We start from the raw sequence: 17804 nt of genomic DNA, 5'->3' as shown, positions 1-17804 counted from the left end.
GGCGGCAGAAAATTCAAAGCAATCAAGGAGAACGTTATGGACCAGAAACCCGACAGCGCCGGTAAATGTCCCGTTGCGCATACGCCCCGTGGTCGATCCAACCGCGACTGGTGGCCAAACCAGCTGGACGTTCAGGTTCTTCATCAGCATTCCAGCCTCTCCGATCCGATGGGCAAGGCGTTCGACTACGCCGAGGAATTCAAGAAGCTCGATCTCGACGCAGTGAAGAAGGATCTTCATGCGCTGATGACCGACTCGCAGGACTGGTGGCCAGCCGACTTCGGCCACTATGGCGGTCTCTTCATCCGCATGGCCTGGCATAGTGCCGGCACCTATCGCATCACCGACGGCCGCGGCGGCGCCGGTGCTGGTCAGCAGCGTTTCGCTCCGCTGAACAGCTGGCCTGACAACGTCAACCTCGACAAGGCCCGCCGCCTTCTCTGGCCGATCAAGCAGAAATACGGCAACAAGATATCCTGGGCGGATCTCTTGATCCTTACCGGCAACGTCGCGCTCGAATCCATGGGCTTCAAGACCTTCGGTTTCGCTGGAGGCCGCGCCGATGTGTGGGAGCCGGAAGAGCTTTATTGGGGTCCGGAAGGCACTTGGCTGGGTGACGAGCGCTACAGCGGCGAACGCGAGCTGTCCGAGCCACTCGGTGCCGTGCAGATGGGTCTCATCTACGTCAATCCGGAAGGCCCGAACGGCACTCCGGATCCGGTCGCTGCTGCCCGCGACATCCGCGAAACCTTCGCCCGCATGGCGATGAACGACGAAGAGACCGTAGCGCTGATCGCTGGTGGTCATACCTTTGGCAAGACGCACGGTGCGGGTGATCCGTCTTTTGTCGGCGTCGACCCGGAAGGCGGCGAACTGGAAGCGCAGGGCCTCGGCTGGACGAGCAAGTTCAACACCGGTGTCGGACGCGATGCCATCGGCAGCGGCCTTGAAGTGACCTGGACGCAGACCCCGACCCAGTGGAGCAACTACTTCTTCGAAAACCTGTTCGGCTTTGAATGGGAGCTGACCCAAAGCCCGGGCGGTGCGAAGCAGTGGAAGGCCAAGAACGCCGAGGCTTCCATTCCGGACGCCTTCGACCCGGCGAAGAAGCAACTGCCGACCATGCTGACGACCGACCTCTCCCTCCGTTTCGATCCGGCATACGAAAAGATCTCGCGTCGCTTCCTGGAGAATCCGGCCGAATTCGCTGACGCCTTCGCCCGCGCCTGGTTTAAGCTGACGCATCGCGACATGGGCCCGAAGGTGCGTTATCTCGGTCCGGAAGTCCCGGCCGAAGACCTGATCTGGCAGGACGTTATCCCGGCCGTAGATCATCCGCTCGTGGATGACGCCGACATTGCGGACCTGAAGGAAAAGGTTCTCGCGACGGGCCTTTCGGTGCAAGAGTTGGTTTCCACCGCCTGGGCGTCCGCTTCGACCTTCCGCGGCTCGGACAAGCGCGGCGGCGCGAACGGTGCGCGTATCCGTCTTGCGCCACAGAAGGACTGGGACGTGAACCAGCCTGCGCAGCTCGCCAAGGTGCTCGGCGTGCTTGGAGGCCTCCATAAGGACTTCAATGCCGCCCAGACGAGCGGCAAGAAGATCTCGCTCGCTGACCTGATCGTGCTCGCCGGTGCCGCTGGTGTCGAGAAGGCTGCAAAGGCTGGCGGTCATGACGTCACTGTTCCATTCACGCCTGGTCGTATGGATGCCTCGCAGGAGCAGACGGATGCGGCGTCCTTCGCCGCGCTCCAGCCGCGCGCCGACGCGTTCCGTAATTATGTCGGTGGCCGGCAGTTCATGCGACCGGAAGAGGCTCTCGTCGACCGCGCCCAGCTGTTGACGCTGACCGCTCCGGAAATGACTGTCCTGGTCGGCGGGCTGCGGGTGTTGAAGGCCGGCGTGCCTGAGCATGGCGTCTTCACCTCGCGTCCCGAAGCGCTGACGAACGATTTCTTCGTCAACCTGCTCGACATGGGCACGGTGTGGTCGCCGGTTGAGGGCAAGGAAGGCGTTTACGAGGGTCGTGATCGCAAGACGAACGAACGCAAGTGGACCGGTACGCGGGTCGACCTGATCTTCGGTTCGCATTCGCAGCTTCGTGCGCTTGCGGAAGTCTATGGCCAGTCCGATGCGAAGGCGAAGTTCGTCAAGGACTTTGTCGCAGCGTGGACTAAGGTCATGAACGCCGATCGTTTCGATCTCGTCTGATCGGTAAAATCTGGCATGGACGCGGCCGGTCAGCGGCGTCCATGCTTCCTCCCCTCCACAAGTGCATCAGAAGGGATGTGCTTGCACATCAAGTCTCGACGATGATTTACGCTTGAGGCGACCTCGGACTAACCTTCGTAAGTCTCGAAACCGGCGAGCACGAGGTTCACTTTGTCGGCACTACCCGTCGGATCGGCCGTCACCGTGTAGAAAGCCGCGGTTGGGTATTCGATCCAGGTGTCGATTGCTTCCCGGCTCACGCGTATGGACTTTCCGCGAATGATAAAGATTCCTTCGATCGTCACGCGTTCAATATCATGCCAGATGATTGCGCCTCCTACGCTTTGGGCTTTCGCCCGAAGTCCTTGCGGAGTTCGTCCTTGGCGTTTTCCAGTTTCGCGCGCTGCGCTTTGGTCAGTTGCTGCCCTGCGCGGTTGATATAGAAGTTCAGCATCGACATGGCGGATTGGAAGGGGCCGGCCTTTCGACGCTGGCTTCGCTCTGCCGAATGCTTCAGGGCCTCCGCGATCTTCTTCGCACTCCGCTGCTTGAACACCCCCGCCTCCAGATCCATCGCGTCGCTGTTATCCGTCACCTCTTGCGACCATTTCTTCTTCGGTTCCTTTGGCATTTCGACTGCTCCAGTGGTGGCTCCGTAGTGATGCTAACCGTGGAAGCGTGCGAAGGTTCCAATGGAACGCCCCGGCTGTAGGTCAGACTGAGTGCTCGTTGAGTGCAAAATGCTCCAGCTTGAAATGGCGCTGAAGTTCGCGATGAATGATTTCCGCATTGGCTGATGTCCTGGTCTTCCATCTGACATCGAAGACCAGCAAGTGCTGGGCGTCGTGGCGAGTTCGGCTCGAGATGAAGCGAACCTCGCAGTCATAGGCGTCGAGCACCCGCTTCAGCTCCGCGGCGCCAAGCATTCCATCGCCGAGGATCTCAACCGTCGCCCGCTGTCGTTTTAACAGCCAGTTGTCGAGGGACCGCATCGGAGACAGAAAAAAGAATGCGACCGCGGTGCCGACGATCCCGATGCCCAGTTGCCCACCCCCGAAGCAGAGCCCGATTGTGGTCATCGCCCAGATGGTTGCGGCGGTCGTGACGCCGGTGACGAAATTTCCCCGGTGCAGGACTGCTCCGCCGCCGATGAAGCCAACGCCCGTCAGCACGCCAAGCGCAAAACGCAGTACGTCCATCCGGGCAAAGCCGGAGTGTTCGTCGTTTCCCTCCACCACCAGCAATGCGTTGGCCTGCAGCATAGCAAGGCATGCCGCCAGGCCGACGAGGACAGTGGTTCGGAACCCAGCTGCATGTCCGCCCTTTTCCCGGTTGATGCCAATGAGCGATGCCGCGACAACCGTCAGCAACACGCGAAGAAGAATGTCCGGCCAGGTGAGTTCTTCTGACATTCTGTTCAGCAGAAGGTCCCATGGATCCATTGTCAGGCCTCCGGAAACGCCGCTCTCCACTCGGTGATCGCCGGCTGGCGGGCGCGGCGATAGTCACCGCTGATGACCGGAGCGCGGTCACGCAATCGGGCGAATTGATTGGGTCCGTTTTCAGCCAGATAAGCTCCGCATTGGCGGAATGTTCCGTCCATCGGGATTTGACGCGGAGCCTGCGAAGCGGCGGTCCCCGCGATCGTTTGGTAGGAACCAAAAAGAACCTGCCCGCATTCATCTGGCAGAAGGAGACGCTTATGTCCTTCGATCCGAACAGCGATTGTCATCATGACGAGGACCTGAGAAAGCGGCATGAGCGTCGTCCACCATTGTTCTGGTGGGCGTGGCTTGCGATCGCTGCCATTGAAAATCTTGATCCTCGTTATCTCTCTTCAGTGAGATTGCGAGACGCGCTCACTCGGCCTGAACGGGCAAGATGGTATCGACAGAAATCTCGCCAGCGATCACACCGCGCTTGAGGTCGATCCGGTCACGTTCGATTTCGATGACGGTGTAGAGCTTGTCGTCCCGAAAGGCGCTGGCATTGAAGGTGGTTACGTCTTCCGCTGGCGCGGCATCGATTTCCATGAAGTCGAGTTCCCGGCTGGCGGCAACGATGCGTGCGTCGCCGGTGGTTCTCGCTGCGACGACGACCGTACCGTGGTTGGCCGCGTTTCCCCACCTCGGATCATCCGCTCTTGCGATGGGTTCAAGGCGATAGACATTCAACGGACCATCAAGGTCGGACTCCTTTATTGCATTGGCATCGCGGATCTGCGCCTGGCTTTCGACCGATCGACCGAAGGTTGTTCGGCTCGTCGCATTGTTGATCTCGTCTTGACCCGTTTTCACGACATTTGACATGCTTGCTTCTCCATTCACGATAGGCCCCGGCACCGAGCGGTCTCAGCCCCGGTCATTGTCTTCCCTGACATCGCGGATATCTCAGTGCAGATCCCAGTCCTTCACCTTCTTGCCGTCCGGTAGCACCGGGTTGATCGTGGCGTCTTCTGATCCGGTGATGACCGTCGGCTTGGCCTGTGCACGCCAGTGCTCTTTCGATCCGCTTGCGATGGTGCGAACTGGCCTTTGGCGTCTGGTGTTGCCTTCGGCTTCATCGGGTTTCCTCCATACTTCTAAGGCCAACAGATAAGCCGCCACTTTGTTCCTTCGCTTGACCCTCCCGCAGGGGCTATCCGTCCTCTTGGACGCTCAAGCCGAAGGCTTGCGCATCCGCGTCTGCGCCGACGGCCGGCTTGATCGTCGTCTAGTTGAGGCTGGAACAGTGCGCCAACCGCTTCGTTCCAGATTTTTTTGGCACCGGGCCTCGGGAGTTTTGATGAACGGCAGATGAACGAAACAGGCTTGGGCGCGTTCACTCTCCAGGAGATGGAATAATGTTCATGCCTCAATTCGATGGATACGCCTCCATTGGCGAACGCGCCCCCTTGGCTTCTCTCGCTGACGAGATTTGGTCAGCAATTGCCTATTGCGGATTTACGGAAGACCTGGAGCTATCGGTTGTCGAGTCCGCCGGAGTGTTCTTTCTGGAAGGGAAGGCTCCGAACCAGGCGGTGGCCGACCGAATCCTCCAGGTCGCGCGCCGCTGCGCCGGTCCGATCGTCCTTTCCCGAATTTCTATAGGCTGATCTCGCTGCGTTGCAGAGACAGTGATACGCACGTGACGCCCGCCATAGTCAAGTCTAGTCTGGTAACGGGTGCAGCGGAAACCGGCGGGATGACGGCGGTCGTCGCTGTCTCAAGGAAAACGGTCGCTTCAACGACGACCGCGTCCTTCCCACTTGCGCGCGCGGCTTTAGTTGTTGTTGTCAGCGCAGGTGTCTTCGGCATTCTGCGTGTTGCTGTTGCCGCCTTGCGTCTGCAGCGAGTTCTTGCCTTTGATCGACTTGCAGTTCTGCTTGTTGAAAGTCTGCGTGCTGCCGGTCGTGGTTTTATCGACTTTCTTCATCTTCATTCCATTGGTCGTGCTGCTGGAGGCACCATGGTTCTTGTCCATGGTGGAGCCTGCCGGCGCCGGGTTGGACTGGGCGAATGCGGATCCTGCGAGTGCGATGGCGAGAAGTGAGGTTGCGATGATCTTGAAGCGCATTGTCTCCTCCTTTGGAGCTTTGCTTGGTTGCACTTCCTTTGAAACTGCAGGGCTTCGTCATTGTTCCACACCTGTCAGAGGCCGAATGATCCTTTTCAAGGGTGGCGCTGGAACTTCGACTTCGGGTTGGCAGTCGCGGCAACAACACGAAATTCACCGAAAGGTAGGCCGCCTTACCGCCAATGGGGTACGTGCAGTCAATGCGCGGTTGTGATTTTATGGTGTTGGCCAGATGCGGCCATTGTATTGCGTCTAGGGCCCGTCGGGAAACTGGCGGGCCCATGCATATGGTAGCGCGGGTGGTCGCAGGCGAGGCGGAACATCGAACGTTTCGAATGGTTCTCCGACCCAAGCGGTTTAGTCGAGCGCCCGCAAACAACGCGATTGATCCGACGATCACCCAAACAAAGGGATTGCATCCGCAAGCAGCGGCTTTAGCTCTTCAACGGCGAGGTCTTGCGGCGGTCAAGCAGGGCTGCCCGGATCAAATCCGCTTTCGTAGGCGCTGGCGAGGCCATCGGCGCATGAACGTCGGCATCCGCACGCGCCACATTTTGCCGCTTGAGGCCGAGATATTTCTCCTGCGCCGTAATCCGGTCACCCTCCGAAACCGCCTCGCGCGGTTTGCCATCGATGCCGTAGCGCAAAGAGTCGGGCTGTGCGGTGGCGAAATAATAGCGCTTGGAGTGAAGATAGGCACCTGTCGCGCGGCGCAGAGTGGTGATGCCAACATCGGGCTTGAGAAGCGGCCTCAGCTCGTGCCATAGCCCAAGCGCAAATGGCCGGATCGGCTCACCGACGGCGTTTGGCAGAACAGCGACGGGTTGCACGAGCAAGTCGTTGATTGCCTGGGCTTTGCGGATATCCGCTTCATTTGCGACAATCGGGCCGCGGCTGGTGGTCCAGGGTTTGCTCATCTCACAACTACCTCTGCGGTCCTTTTAGGTAAGGACTGTGAACGCAATTTGACGAAAGCTTTTGGCGCCATGCTCGATCGCCACCTTTCACCCCGCGATTGCGAAGCGGCGTTCGCCGCCGCGGTGAACCAGATGGATCACGACACGCAGCAAAATGCTGCCATGGCGGAGGAGAGCAATGCAGCTTCCGCCGCGCTCGCAGGCGAGGCTGCGCGCCTCCGCGACCTTCTGTCGGCGTTTCGTCTTGAGGCTGATGATGCTGTCTATGCGCCGGAGATACGGGTGATTGCCGGTGGTCGAGGATGAGAAATGTCTCGAGCGTCTAGCTGTTGCCCGGGGCAGCGCGGGCCATCATGCTTATCGTGCGGGTCCGAGCTTCCAGTCGGAGTCACCGGCCGGGCAGGCGAGGCCTTTGAAGCGGGTTTCGCCTTCGAGCGTGCGCTGTGTTGTCACAAAGGCCCGGCATGAGCTTTCAGGGTCTACGCCGATTTCTTCAATCACGCCGGCGCTTCCGGTCGATGGATTCGCCCAGGCAAGCGGCTTCACGCCGACGTCGCCTCGGCTGACAGTGTCTGCGATAACCGCTTGGTCAGTCTTTGCGACTGGGGCCGACTGTGGAACGGCGGCGGTTTCCAGAGGCTCGACCTTCGTACATCCCGCCAGCACCAAGGCTACAAAAGACAGCTGCAATACGCCTATGTTTTTTCGCGTCATCCGGACGTCCCGATGATTATGGTTCTGCACAGTAGCATGCAATCCTGACTTCAAACTGAGGGCTACTATAGAAATGGGAGCGACACCAGTCAGTTCCGTTCATCGGGGTGCTTTTGCCGGCCCGTTCCCACAAAATCCGGTTCCAACGACGCCTGGAGCGCGGAACGAATCTTTACCCATTGCCTGCTTGCGGCGTCCGCGAGCCAACTCCTTACGGCAATCACCGAGGTCGGATGACGAGGCTTGCGCGGCGAGACGACGTAAAAATCGGAGCCAATCGTAAGTTCGTTCGGCAACACACGGAGGAGGCGGCCAGACGCAACGTCGTCCTCCACGAAGAACGTGCTCGTCAGCGCGAGACCTTGGCCAGCAATCGCGGCCTCGATCGCTAAGGACGTCTGATTGAATCTGATATTTTTGGAAATAGTCGGCAGGTTGTCCGGAAACGCCAATTCGAGAAATTGTGGCCAAGAATCGTGGGCGTCGTGAAGAAGCGGATAGCGCCCGAAATTGCCATCTTGGCCGGGCTGCCCGAGCTTCTCGACCAGTAGGGGGCTGGCGACTGCGACGAGCACGTTGTCGAAGAGAAGTTCCGCATTCAACCCCGATCCGAAAGGAAGCCGGCCATAACGGACGGCGAGATCCACAGCATCCGTCTGGAAATTCGCATGCGGTCCGTGGCCAGGATGCGCAGATCGATGTTGGGGTGAGCCGCGGTGAAATCGGGCAGGCGAGGAATCAGCCATTTGGAGGCGAAGGTTGGCGTCACGCTGATTGTCAGATGGAGTGGTTCCGGCTTCAGCGTCTCCGTCGCGTCAGCGATCAATTCGAAGGCACGGCGGACGTTGGTGATGTAGCTCTGTCCCGCGTCGGTCAGCGCCAGCGTTCGCGGGAGTCTGTCGAACAGCTTCAGGCCCAACTCCGCTTCTAGGCCGCGTATTTGTTGCGCAACGGCTCCCTGTGTCACCCCAATTTCCTCGGCGGCCAGCCGAAGGTTCAAGTGCCGGGTGACGACCTCGAAGACGCGGAGGCCGTTCAGGGAGGGAAGACGCCGGATACCTTCTGCCATTCGATAGTTTTTCTACTGCTTGATGAGAGGGGAATTGGTTCGCGTAGCCGATGCCGGAATGATATCACGGCTTACGTGTGTGACAGAAGATGCCAATCGGTGCCGATCTTTTTGAAAGAGGAGAGTTTGATGTCAGTAGAAAAGGTAGCGGTGATTACGGCAGGCGGCAGCGGAATGGGCGCCGCCGCGGCGACGCGTCTTGCAGCCGATGGATTTAAGGTGGCGGTCCTGTCATCGTCGGGCAAGGGAGAGGAGCTTGCGAAGACACTGGGTGGTCTCGGGGTGACTGGCTCAAACCAGTCCAATGATGATCTGCGCAAGCTCGTTGACCTTGCGATCTCGACCTGGGGACGCATCGACGTGCTCGTGAACAGCGCCGGCCACGGTCCTCGAGCAGCCATTCTCGAAATATCGGACGACGATTGGCATCGGGGCCTGGAGGTCTACCTGTTGAACGTCATCCGCGCGACACGGCTGGTCACGCCGCACATGCAGAAGCAGAAGGGCGGCTCCATCATCAACATTTCAACGGCATGGACCTTTGAGCCGAGCCCGATGTTCCCGACGTCGGCTGTGTTCCGCGCCGGATTGGCATCCTTCACCAAGATATTCGCCGAGACACATGCGGCCGAGAACATCCGCATGAACAACATTCTTCCCGGCTGGATCGACAGTCTTCCGGCGACGGAGGAGCGCCGTGACAGTGTTCCGATGAAGCGATATGGAACGAGCGAGGAGATCGCCGCGACCGTTGCGTTTCTGGCTTCGACGGGGGCGGGCTACATGACCGGGCAGAACATTCGCGTCGACGGTGGGCTAACCCGTTCGGTGTGATGGCAAGAGGGCTACCGAGTGCGCCGCCGTTGAGCGAGCGCACTCTGGAGCCTCGATCAGAAGCGGATGACAGCTCCCAGGATCGGGCCATGCTCGATCGTGTCATAGGTGAAGCCGTCGTTGCTGTAGTTGACGCCGAGGGCGCGATAGCCGGCAACTGCGGAGATCGTGTCATTGAACTTGTACCCAACGCCTGCAAGGACGTCCCAGTCCAGATCGGCGCCGCCGGCGCCGATCATGCCCCAACCGGTGAGATAGACCGTGTCGGTCAGAGCGTAATTGCCTTTGACGCCGACGATCCCGTCCACCCAGTTGCCGGTGTCGGTCCGTGACAGGTTGCCGATAAGGCCGCCGCTCAGGGAGATTGTGGTTTCGACATGCCAGTATCTGGCGCCCGCCACCACGTCCAAACGAGCCTTCGGATCCTCATAGACGGTGTATCCAACGCCCAAAAGCGAGCTGAACGTGACTGACTTGAGGTCAACCTCATCGGCGATAACGCCGCGTGGCGTGGCGGCGTCCGTCGTTATGCGAGCATAGATTATATCGGTGAAGATACTGAACCGGTCATAGCGGGCGTCGCCGGCTGCCATGAACGCAAAGTCGAGGTCTTTCAGGATATCGCTGAAACTCTGATTGATGTCGACGGTCGGAAGGCCGAACACCTGGGTCTTGCCATCGAGACCTGCCACCCAGAAGTAGGGAGCGAAAGAAAACGTCCAGCCGTTCGGTTGTTCGGCCTGAGGCTGCGGTGCCGTGGCGGGTAAGAGATCTGCGGCGTGCAGAGGCGTGACAAATGCCAAACCGGCAACGGCGCATGCGATCAGCGAAATCCTGCTACTCATAATGAACCTGTCCCCTCTCGCGTCCAGGTCACAAATGGCCCCGATTCACCGACCTGAACTGATATCAGAGATTGCACGAAGTTCTGCATTCCGCAAAGCGCTTATATTTCGGTTCTCATATCTGACGTAGGAAATCTCGGACACCGTTGCCGAGCCGCTTCAGCTTGAGGCAAGTGGCTTGCATGTTAGGGGTCGCGTGCTTCATCCCCGCCAGAATCTCTTCCGCTCCATCAGGTCATCCAGGGACGACTGAGCAGCGTTGAGCAATTTTTCGCGGTTGCCAACGGCGACCAAGGGTTCAGCGTCGGGATGCGAATCCAGCTCCAATTCGTGAACGACAGTCGGCGCCGTCGCCATATCGTTCAGGAGACCGAGTTCGTCCTGCAGTTCCTCCATCGACTTGATGAACTTGGCGTACCTTCGCTCCGCCTGCTTGCTGGTAAACAATGAACTCAAGAACTCGCACGCGTATCTGAGCTTCTTCGCCGCCTTGCGTGCTTCGTGCCGGTGCTCGTCGTCAGCCTCGACGAGGGACTTGCCGCGCTTCTTCAGCTTCTTGCGGTGACGGTCGAGAGTCTCGATCGCGAAATCGACCACCGGGCCGTTGCGGATCTCCGTGGTTTCCGACAACGTGAGATATTCCCCACAGCGGAGCCACTCGTTAACGTCGAGCATAAGGGCTTTGGCGCGCGAGCTGTAGAGAGCATTCAGCACATCGTCATAGGCGCTATCGCGGGCCTCAAGCAGCCGGACCCGGATGTCGCTGCTTCCGGCCCTGGCAATCAAGACATCTATGTTGCGCGCCGTTCCGAGAACGCCGGTCAGCCATTTCAGCTCGTCCTTGAGCCGCCGCGATTCCGCATCAACGAGGACTGCCTTGTAGAGTGAGAAGGCGGACCGCAGCCGCCTCAGGGATACCCGGGCTTGATGAAGCGCCGACGGGTTTGCCCGGTCGAGGAGAATTGACTCGTTCAGACGGAATTGCCGGAGGCACGCTTCGGCAATGATCTGGAACGACGCGGACACTCGCAGCTCGCGATCGAGGTGCACGGCTTCGGCCTTGTACGCCGTCGTCTGCTCGCCGAGGAGACGGTAGCCTCTCTCTGCTTTTGAGGCGACACCGAAATGGATTGGGACAATCGCCTCGATTCTGCGGGCAAGCACAAACAGGGCGTTTGGCTTGCCATCCTTCAGCTCCAGTTCCAATTCCCGTATCTGCGTCTGGCGGTCGCCGGCGACGACCAAGCCGGTGTCCAACGCGACTTCAATCTTGCTTCCATCCTGATCGACGTTCCACCGATGCCGCTTCACGGATGTAGAGAACTGTGGGATGGGGGCGGTCGCGTCGATATCAAGCTCTGCCTTCAATGGCGTCGAGTAATCGATCACGGGTGTGTTGCCGGTGACCGGCGCTTCCCATTCGGAACGCGCGAAGATCGCATTGTTCGGGCCTGTCGCCTTTACCGTTTGGATATGCGCTTCACCGACACTTCGAATTCTTAGCGAATAGCCACCTTGCCATACCTGGTGGTCGGGAGTGTCAAAATAAATCGAAGTCAGCGGCTCTACGGAGACGGGCTCGCCGAGCAAGCCGGATCCCAACAAGGTATCAGCTGCGTCGGCACTCAGCTCAAGCTTCAGTTCGGTCTCGGTTCCCAAGTGGCAGTCTCCAATCGGTCGCATGATGGTCGATGGATGCAATTCCTTTGGCGAGAGATAGAGCGGTGCCATCTGGACAAAACGCCTTGATGACAAAAAGCCGGCGGAAGCGTGCAACTGTAAATAATCCCAATAGAAAAGCAGCCGTTGCACACCGTCGTCCTACAGTAGAGCCCGCAGGAACATTTCCAACCCAAGCAGAAACAGGCCGGTGAGGAACGCCGTTCGGAACATGGCGGGATTTATTCTTGCGCGGATCGCTTGCCCGGCGATCATGCCGACAAGTGCAGGAATGACAGCGATTGCGGACGTCATCACGGCGCTCCCCGGGTATTCTCCATGCCAAGCAAGTCCGCAGGCAAGCGCAATCGTCGAGACGGTGAAGGACAGTCCGAGAGCCTGTATGAGATCGTCTCGGGATAAATTAAGCGATTGCAGATAAGGGACTGCTGGGACGACGAAGACGCCTGTTGCACCAGTGACCAGGCCCGTCACAAGGCCGATTGCCGGAGAAAGCCAGCGCTCCTGCCATGCCGGGATGCTAAGCGGCTGGGCGACGAGCGTGTAGATCGCGTATAGCATGAGCACCGCGCCGAGCGCGGCGGTTGGCCCATTGCTGTGCCCGCCGGTTATGAAGGCGCTGCCAGCGGTCGTAGCCACGGCAATCGCAGCCATCATTGGCCAGAGGCGTCGTGTCACGGGAAAAACGTTCGGTCCTGCCGCCAATTGCCAGATATTCGTGATCAGCGAGGGCACCACCAGCAAAGCGGCTGCGGCAAGCGGCGAGACGAGTGCCCCCAACAGGCCCATCGCCACCGTTGGCAAGCCCATGCCCGTGATCCCCTTGACGACCCCGGCAACAAGGAAGATCACGATGACGAGCGGGAGGGAGGCAAGTGTCGTTTCCATCGGTTGCGGATAGCAGATCGATCATCACGCACAATGCGGATTGCCGGAACACAGACTTCGGCTGGTCCGAAGGCTGGCCTTGGTGTAATCCTTTAGAATGCGCTTTGACCTTACCGATCTTCGCCTGTTTCTCGCAGTTGCCGAGGCGGGCAACATCACGCGCGGCGCGGCGGAAGTCGGCCTGTCGCTTCCTGCGGCCAGTGAGCGCTTGCGGTCGATGGAGACGGTCTGCGGCGTCTTGCTCTTGGAGCGCGGACGCAGAGGCGTATCTCCGACACCGGCAGGAGAGGCCTTGGCCCATCACGCGCGGCTGATCGAACGTCAAATGGCGCATATGCGCGGTGAACTGAGCGAGCACGCAAAGGGACTGCGGGCGACAATCCAGGTTTTGGCCAACACTGCAGCGATCATGGAGTTTCTTCCGGTGCGGCTTGCGCCGTGGTTGGTCAAACATCCCAATATCGATCTCGATCTTAAGGAGCGACAGAGTGCTGAAATCGCGCGGGCGATTGCGGCCGGGCACGCTGAAATCGGCATCTTCTCCGATGCCGTGGAAATAGGCGACCTGCACCTTCGCGATTTCGCCACGGACCGGCTGGTGGTCGTTGCGAGCAAACAGTGGCACCTTGCGGAACAGAAGAAAATCAACTTCCGCCAAGTCCTGGAGGAAGACTTTATCGGCCTCATGGACGGCGCGTTGCAAAGCCACGTCGAGGATCAAGCCAGACGATTGGGTGCGAAGTTGAAGATGCGCCTCCGGGTGCGAAGCTTTGAAGGAATATGCCGTCTTGCCTCCAGCGGGGCCGGCATAGGCATTATTCCCGGCACGGCTGCAAAGCGATTTCGGAGATCATTGCCGCTATCCGAGGTACGCATTGCCGACGCATGGGCTGTCCGGCGCCTGGTCCTATGCTGCCAGTCGCCGGATTGGTTGACGAGCCAAGCACGAGACCTCTTTGATCACCTGGCCGTTGATGTCTGATAAAGCGTATTTGTGGCCGTGCGCGCGTTCACGAGCCGGATTCGCGAGCAGCTTTGTCGAGGGCAGCAAAATCCTCTCCATCGAGAGTGATGTTCGCAGCCGCAACGTTCTCCTCAAGGTGTTTCACCTTCGAGGTTCCGGGAATCGGCAACATCACGCGGCTGCGCTTGAGCACCCATGCTAGAGCGATCTGACTTGGCGTCGCACCATACTTGGTGGCCAGCCTGTCGAGTATGGAGCCAGGGCGGGCAAGCTCGCCGGCCGCCAGCGGATACCATGGAATGAAACCGATGCCCTCGCGTTCGCAGTAGTCAAGAACGTCTTCGCTACCGCGATCGACGAGGTTGTAGCGGTTCTGGACGGTCGCGACAGGAAATACCTTTCGGGCCGCCTTGATGTCGTCGACTGAAACTTCGCTGAGGCCGGCATGGGCAATGAGGCCCTGGTCGAGTAGCATCTTGACTGCGCCGAACTGCTCGCCGGCGGGAACCCGCGGATCTATGCGGTGCAGTTGCCAAAGGTCAATCCGGTCGATACCGAGCTTCTTCAAGCTGCCTTTCGCGCGCTCGATGAGATAGTCCGGCCGCCCGTTCGGTGTCCATATATCTGGTCCTGCCCGGGTCAGGCCGGCTTTCGTCGCGATTAATAGTCCTTTGTAGGGATGCAAAGCTTCCCGGATAAGCTCTTCGGAAACATCGGGGCCGTAGGAATCGGCCGTGTCTATGAAATTGACGCCGATCTCCGGCAGGCGACGCAAAGTTGCCAATGCCGCCGCCTTGTCTGCCGGCGGTCCCCAGATGCCGGCCCCCGTGATGCGCATGGCGCCAAAGCCGAGGCGATTGACGGTGACATTGCCGATCGAGAATTGACCCGATGCGGCCGCTGAGATCGTGGAACTCTCTGGCACGGACGTTCTCCCGGTTGCCTGGTTGGGGCTTGTCGCGTGTTAAAGGTGGAGCGGGCAAGGAACAATGCAAGTCACTTTCCCCGCGATCTCAGCCGTTCGCGACAGCTCTGGCACCACGGAGATCACGGGTGCTCAGGTCCGACCGCGCGACCGGAAATCAGCCGCAGCCATGGCGGAAGGTGGAAAGCACACATCAGCAGGTACATGGTCGTCATGCCGTCCACCGGAAAGGCGTCCGGCATGGCGGAGCAGATCATCTCTGCTCCACTGTTCGCCATGGTGACGATCGCCATGATGGCGAAGGTGGGCGCAGCCCCCAGGCATAGCCAGTCGGCGATGCTTGCTGCCGTGTCGGTCGGGGCCTCGATCGGTGTGCTGCGCTTCGTCTGGTCGTAGGAACGCATGAACGTCATCCCCGGCCATACTCGTCATGACGACGCCACCAGATGCCATCCTCATTGCGGCCCCTGGGTGCCCGGTCGAGCAACTGATATACACCCCAAATGCCGTCCAGCCCGCGGGCGTAGCTGGAGTAGGTGTGATAGACAACGCCATCCTCAAGAACGAAAGCACTAAGGCCGGGCCGATCGCGCGTGTAGGTGGCAACGTCGGTTCCCGTCATCGAGGCGATCTGTGCGACGGGGCTCTCGGCGCCGCGCAGTTTCCATTCCTGCACGGTTTGACCTTCGAGTGGCACCCGGGCAGGTGGTTCACGGCGGTAGTTATATTCGATCCCGCCTTCGCGCTGTTGTTGTTCGCTGAACAAGACGCTGAAGTCGAGGTTGAAATCGCTGCCGAAAGAGGAAGCCCAGTCGAACGTCCATCCCATCCGCTGCTTGAAAGCCTGTAGCTTCGGGAACGGAGCCCGTGAGACGGCGGTGAAGGCCACGTCATGGTTTTCGAGATGGACGACGACGCCGTTGTAGCCATCTGCGATCGAAGAGCAGGACGGGCATCCGGCGGTGTAGTCGGGGCCGAACATGAAGTGATAGATCAGCAGCTGCGAACGACCCTTGAAGAGGTCGAACAGCGAAGCGCTGCCGTTGGCGGTCTCGAACCGGTACTCCTTGTCGATCCGCACCCACGGGAGCTCCTGGCGGCGTTGTGCCAGCATGTCACTGCGTCGCGTCAGCTCTTTTTCTTCACCCAGCAGATCGAGCCGGGCCGCAAGCCATTCTTCGCGTGAGCCTGTTTTATGCATCGTCATCCTACTTCTCCTTTTGCTGTGTGTTGCGTAGCATCGCCGCCTCGAGCGGCTGCTTTGCTGGTCGGGAACAGACTAGAGCCGGAGCGGGAGAAGGTGGGAGTTACAAGTTTGACGGGATTTCAATGGACTCAATGATCGTCGCTGCGGCGAGGCTGCTCGCGACCGGCGATCTTCTCGGCGCCTTGAAAAGGGTTGCGCTGCGCAACGATGCGCCGGCGCTCGCGCTTCGTGGCATCGCAATGGCACAGCTCGGCGATCTCGTGAGGGCGAAAATTCTGCTGAAGGCGGCTGCGCGTTCGTTCGGATCAAGGGAACCGGTTCCGCGAGCGCGCTGTGTCGTCGCCGAGGCGGAAATTGCCCTGGTCTCGCGTGATCTGACCTGGCCGGCCAAAACGCTCACCGCTGCGCGCGAGGTGCTCGAAGCGCATGGCGACCGATTGAACGCCGCCCACGCGCGACATCTCGAAGCAAGGCGATTGCTCCTGGTCGGGCATCTCGACCAGGCCGAACAGCTGCTTGCGGGCGTCGATCCGACACCGTTTCCACCTCCGCTGCGGACCACTCACGAACTGGTCGTTGGAGGGATTGCCATTCGCCGCCTTCGCACCGGCGCTGCACGCGCGGCCCTGCAGCGGGCGGAAAACGCTGCGCGCGAAGCGGGAATTCCTGCTCTCGACGCCGAAGTCGACAGCGTATCGCAAGTTCTGAAAACGCCGGCGGCGCGGTTGATCGGGCGAGACAAGGAGCAGTTCCTGCTGCTGGAAGAGGTTGAGGCGGTCCTGACGACGGACGCGCTCGTGGTCGACGCATGTCGCTATGTCGTCCGCAAGGGGGACATGCTGGTTTCGCTGACGACGCGTCCGGTCTTGTTCGCGCTGGCGCGTGCGTTGGCCGAACGTTGGCCGGGAGACGTATCGCGAAACGCCCTTGTCTCCCGAGCCTTCGGGGCAAAGGAAGCCGATGAATCGCATCGCGCCAGGCTGCGCGTGGAAATCGGACGGTTGCGCGGCGAGCTTCATCGCGTCGCGGATATCAATGCAACGAGGGACGGCTTCGTATTTGTGCCGCGTCACAGCCAAGACGTGCTCATTCTGGCGCCGCCCGTCGAGGAGCAGCACGGTGAGATTCTCGCATTTCTGGCCGATGGCGAGGCCTGGTCGAGTTCGGCACTGGCGATTGCGATCGGTGCGAGCCCTCGCACTGTGCAGCGGGCACTCGATACCTTGTCGGAAAAAGGCAAGGTGCAATCCTTCGGACGCGGACCGGCACGTCGATGGACGATCCCGTCGCTGCCGGGATTCCCGTCAACTTTGTTACTCCCAGGTCCACTGCCCAACGACTAGGATAGGCCCATGAAACACTCCAAAGCTGAAATCCTTCGCGAATATGGTCCCTTTGCGGATGTGAACCAGGTGGGCGGCGTCACCTATGACGGGCGACATGTGTGGTTTGCATCCGGCGATAGGCTGAATGCCTTCGATCCAGATGCCGGCGAGCTCGTGCAGACGATCGACGTGGCGGCCCATGCAGGCACTGCCTTCGATGGACGCTACCTGTTTCAGATTGCCGAAAATCGCATCCAGAAGATCGATCCGAAAACCGGCGCGGTGCTCACGACGATCCCGGCGCCGGCGAACGGCGGTGATTCCGGGCTCGCCTGGGCCGAAGGAACGCTCTGGGTTGGAGACTACCGCGGCCGAAAGATCCATCAGGTCGATCCGGAGACCGGCGCGGTTCTTCGTAGCATCGAGTCCAACCGGTTCGTGACCGGCGTGACCTGGGTGGATGGCGAACTCTGGCACGCCACTTGGGAAGGCGATGAGAGTGATATCAGGCGCCTGGAACCAAAGAGCGGGCGCGTGCTGGAACGCCTCGATATGCCGCCCGGCCTTACGGTGTCGGGGCTGGAATCCGATGGCGGTGATCGCCTATTTTGCGGCGGGGGCAACAGCGGCAAAGTCCGCGCGGTTCGCCGGCCCCGCTAGCCAAGGGCGC

22 protein-coding genes and 1 pseudogene are annotated in these 17804 nt (G+C 59.9%); 7 read left to right on the top strand and 16 right to left on the bottom strand.

Going from position 1 to position 17804, the window contains the following annotated elements:
* Positions 1 to 36: 36 nt before the first annotated feature.
* Positions 37 to 2211: a catalase/peroxidase HPI gene (gene katG, locus RGCCGE502_RS15315; protein WP_016555078.1), complete on the top strand. Its 2175-nt coding sequence runs from the start codon at positions 37 to 39 to the stop codon at positions 2209 to 2211.
* Between the two features lie 128 nt (positions 2212 to 2339).
* Here katG and RGCCGE502_RS38755 read toward each other — a convergent pair whose 3' ends face one another.
* The 6 genes from RGCCGE502_RS38755 to RGCCGE502_RS37280 all read right to left on the bottom strand — a co-directional run bounded on the left by RGCCGE502_RS38755 (position 2340) and on the right by RGCCGE502_RS37280 (position 4817).
* Positions 2340 to 2471: a hypothetical protein gene (locus RGCCGE502_RS38755; protein WP_280114297.1), complete on the bottom strand. Its 132-nt coding sequence runs from the start codon at positions 2469 to 2471 to the stop codon at positions 2340 to 2342.
* A gap of 77 nt (positions 2472 to 2548) precedes the next feature.
* Positions 2549 to 2842, bottom strand: coding sequence for a DUF3175 domain-containing protein (locus RGCCGE502_RS15310; RefSeq protein ID WP_016555077.1), 294 nt, complete (start codon positions 2840 to 2842; stop codon positions 2549 to 2551).
* An 82-nt stretch (positions 2843 to 2924) separates the two neighbouring features.
* Positions 2925 to 3653 (bottom strand): MgtC/SapB family protein, encoded by a 729-nt coding sequence (locus tag RGCCGE502_RS15305; RefSeq protein ID WP_016555076.1) that lies wholly within the window; start codon positions 3651 to 3653, stop codon positions 2925 to 2927.
* Positions 3654 to 3655: 2 nt separating this feature from the next.
* Positions 3656 to 3970: a hypothetical protein gene (locus RGCCGE502_RS15300; protein ID WP_016555075.1), complete on the bottom strand. Its 315-nt coding sequence runs from the start codon at positions 3968 to 3970 to the stop codon at positions 3656 to 3658.
* Between the two features lie 100 nt (positions 3971 to 4070).
* Positions 4071 to 4520 (bottom strand): hypothetical protein, encoded by a 450-nt coding sequence (locus RGCCGE502_RS15295; RefSeq protein WP_016555074.1) that lies wholly within the window; start codon positions 4518 to 4520, stop codon positions 4071 to 4073.
* An 81-nt stretch (positions 4521 to 4601) separates the two neighbouring features.
* The gene (locus RGCCGE502_RS37280) at positions 4602 to 4817 is read right to left on the bottom strand and encodes a hypothetical protein (protein WP_016555073.1); all 216 of its coding nucleotides are present in this window, start codon (positions 4815 to 4817) and stop codon (positions 4602 to 4604) included.
* A gap of 236 nt (positions 4818 to 5053) precedes the next feature.
* Here RGCCGE502_RS37280 and RGCCGE502_RS15290 point away from each other — a divergent pair, with 236 nt between their 5' ends.
* Positions 5054 to 5305: a BON domain-containing protein gene (locus RGCCGE502_RS15290; protein WP_016555072.1), complete on the top strand. Its 252-nt coding sequence runs from the start codon at positions 5054 to 5056 to the stop codon at positions 5303 to 5305.
* Between the two features lie 167 nt (positions 5306 to 5472).
* Here the strand turns inward: RGCCGE502_RS15290 and RGCCGE502_RS15285 are convergent, their stop codons facing one another.
* Positions 5473 to 5766 (bottom strand): hypothetical protein, encoded by a 294-nt coding sequence (locus tag RGCCGE502_RS15285; protein ID WP_016555071.1) that lies wholly within the window; start codon positions 5764 to 5766, stop codon positions 5473 to 5475.
* Positions 5767 to 6200: 434 nt separating this feature from the next.
* A complete protein-coding gene (locus RGCCGE502_RS15280) occupies positions 6201 to 6683 on the bottom strand; it encodes a ProQ/FINO family protein (protein ID WP_016555070.1) in 483 nt (160 codons plus the stop codon).
* A 48-nt stretch (positions 6684 to 6731) separates the two neighbouring features.
* Here RGCCGE502_RS15280 and RGCCGE502_RS15275 point away from each other — a divergent pair, with 48 nt between their 5' ends.
* Complete coding sequence (locus RGCCGE502_RS15275; RefSeq protein WP_019279994.1) at positions 6732 to 6989, top strand: hypothetical protein; 258 nt, start codon at positions 6732 to 6734, stop codon at positions 6987 to 6989.
* Between the two features lie 51 nt (positions 6990 to 7040).
* Here the strand turns inward: RGCCGE502_RS15275 and RGCCGE502_RS15270 are convergent, their stop codons facing one another.
* Positions 7041 to 7397 (bottom strand): RT0821/Lpp0805 family surface protein, encoded by a 357-nt coding sequence (locus tag RGCCGE502_RS15270; RefSeq protein ID WP_016555068.1) that lies wholly within the window; start codon positions 7395 to 7397, stop codon positions 7041 to 7043.
* 185 nt (positions 7398 to 7582) lie between these two features.
* A pseudogene (locus RGCCGE502_RS15265) lies at positions 7583 to 8466 on the bottom strand (LysR substrate-binding domain-containing protein); the annotation flags it as partial.
* Between the two features lie 129 nt (positions 8467 to 8595).
* Between RGCCGE502_RS15265 and RGCCGE502_RS15260 the strand changes: the two are divergent.
* A complete protein-coding gene (locus RGCCGE502_RS15260) occupies positions 8596 to 9300 on the top strand; it encodes an SDR family oxidoreductase (RefSeq protein ID WP_016555067.1) in 705 nt (234 codons plus the stop codon).
* Between the two features lie 56 nt (positions 9301 to 9356).
* On the opposite strand, the gene RGCCGE502_RS15255 is transcribed toward RGCCGE502_RS15260, so the two are convergent.
* From RGCCGE502_RS15255 to RGCCGE502_RS15245, 3 genes are all read right to left on the bottom strand, one after another.
* Positions 9357 to 10145 (bottom strand): DUF481 domain-containing protein, encoded by a 789-nt coding sequence (locus RGCCGE502_RS15255; protein WP_016555066.1) that lies wholly within the window; start codon positions 10143 to 10145, stop codon positions 9357 to 9359.
* Between the two features lie 201 nt (positions 10146 to 10346).
* Positions 10347 to 11804 carry a CYTH and CHAD domain-containing protein gene (locus tag RGCCGE502_RS15250; RefSeq protein WP_040674678.1) on the bottom strand — a complete coding sequence of 486 codons (1458 nt, stop codon included), beginning with the start codon at positions 11802 to 11804 and terminating at the stop codon, positions 10347 to 10349.
* A gap of 162 nt (positions 11805 to 11966) precedes the next feature.
* Complete coding sequence (locus tag RGCCGE502_RS15245; protein WP_016555064.1) at positions 11967 to 12713, bottom strand: sulfite exporter TauE/SafE family protein; 747 nt, start codon at positions 12711 to 12713, stop codon at positions 11967 to 11969.
* A 97-nt stretch (positions 12714 to 12810) separates the two neighbouring features.
* Between RGCCGE502_RS15245 and RGCCGE502_RS15240 the strand changes: the two genes are divergently transcribed.
* Positions 12811 to 13695 (top strand): LysR family transcriptional regulator, encoded by an 885-nt coding sequence (locus tag RGCCGE502_RS15240; protein WP_016555063.1) that lies wholly within the window; start codon positions 12811 to 12813, stop codon positions 13693 to 13695.
* Between the two features lie 28 nt (positions 13696 to 13723).
* Here the strand turns inward: RGCCGE502_RS15240 and RGCCGE502_RS15235 are convergent, their stop codons facing one another.
* The 3 genes from RGCCGE502_RS15235 to RGCCGE502_RS15225 all read right to left on the bottom strand — a co-directional run bounded on the left by RGCCGE502_RS15235 (position 13724) and on the right by RGCCGE502_RS15225 (position 15809).
* Positions 13724 to 14602 carry an aldo/keto reductase gene (locus RGCCGE502_RS15235; RefSeq protein ID WP_016555062.1) on the bottom strand — a complete coding sequence of 293 codons (879 nt, stop codon included), beginning with the start codon at positions 14600 to 14602 and terminating at the stop codon, positions 13724 to 13726.
* 122 nt (positions 14603 to 14724) lie between these two features.
* A complete protein-coding gene (locus RGCCGE502_RS15230) occupies positions 14725 to 15006 on the bottom strand; it encodes a hypothetical protein (RefSeq protein WP_040674676.1) in 282 nt (93 codons plus the stop codon).
* Between the two features lie 5 nt (positions 15007 to 15011).
* On the bottom strand, positions 15012 to 15809 hold the full coding sequence (locus tag RGCCGE502_RS15225; protein ID WP_016555060.1) for a DUF899 domain-containing protein: 798 nt from the start codon (positions 15807 to 15809) through the stop codon (positions 15012 to 15014).
* Positions 15810 to 15931: 122 nt separating this feature from the next.
* On the opposite strand from RGCCGE502_RS15225, the gene RGCCGE502_RS15220 reads away from it, so the two are divergent.
* Positions 15932 to 17152 carry a hypothetical protein gene (locus RGCCGE502_RS15220; RefSeq protein ID WP_016555059.1) on the top strand — a complete coding sequence of 407 codons (1221 nt, stop codon included), beginning with the start codon at positions 15932 to 15934 and terminating at the stop codon, positions 17150 to 17152.
* A gap of 9 nt (positions 17153 to 17161) precedes the next feature.
* A complete protein-coding gene (locus tag RGCCGE502_RS15215; RefSeq protein WP_016555058.1) occupies positions 17162 to 17794 on the top strand; it encodes a Vgb family protein in 633 nt (210 codons plus the stop codon).
* Positions 17795 to 17804 lie beyond the last annotated feature (10 nt).

The organism is Rhizobium grahamii CCGE 502 (assembly GCF_000298315.2).
GTDB classification, from domain to species: domain Bacteria; phylum Pseudomonadota; class Alphaproteobacteria; order Rhizobiales; family Rhizobiaceae; genus Rhizobium; species Rhizobium grahamii.
Note: the sequence above shows the minus strand (reverse complement) of the source record. Positions and strands in the feature narration are given on the sequence as shown.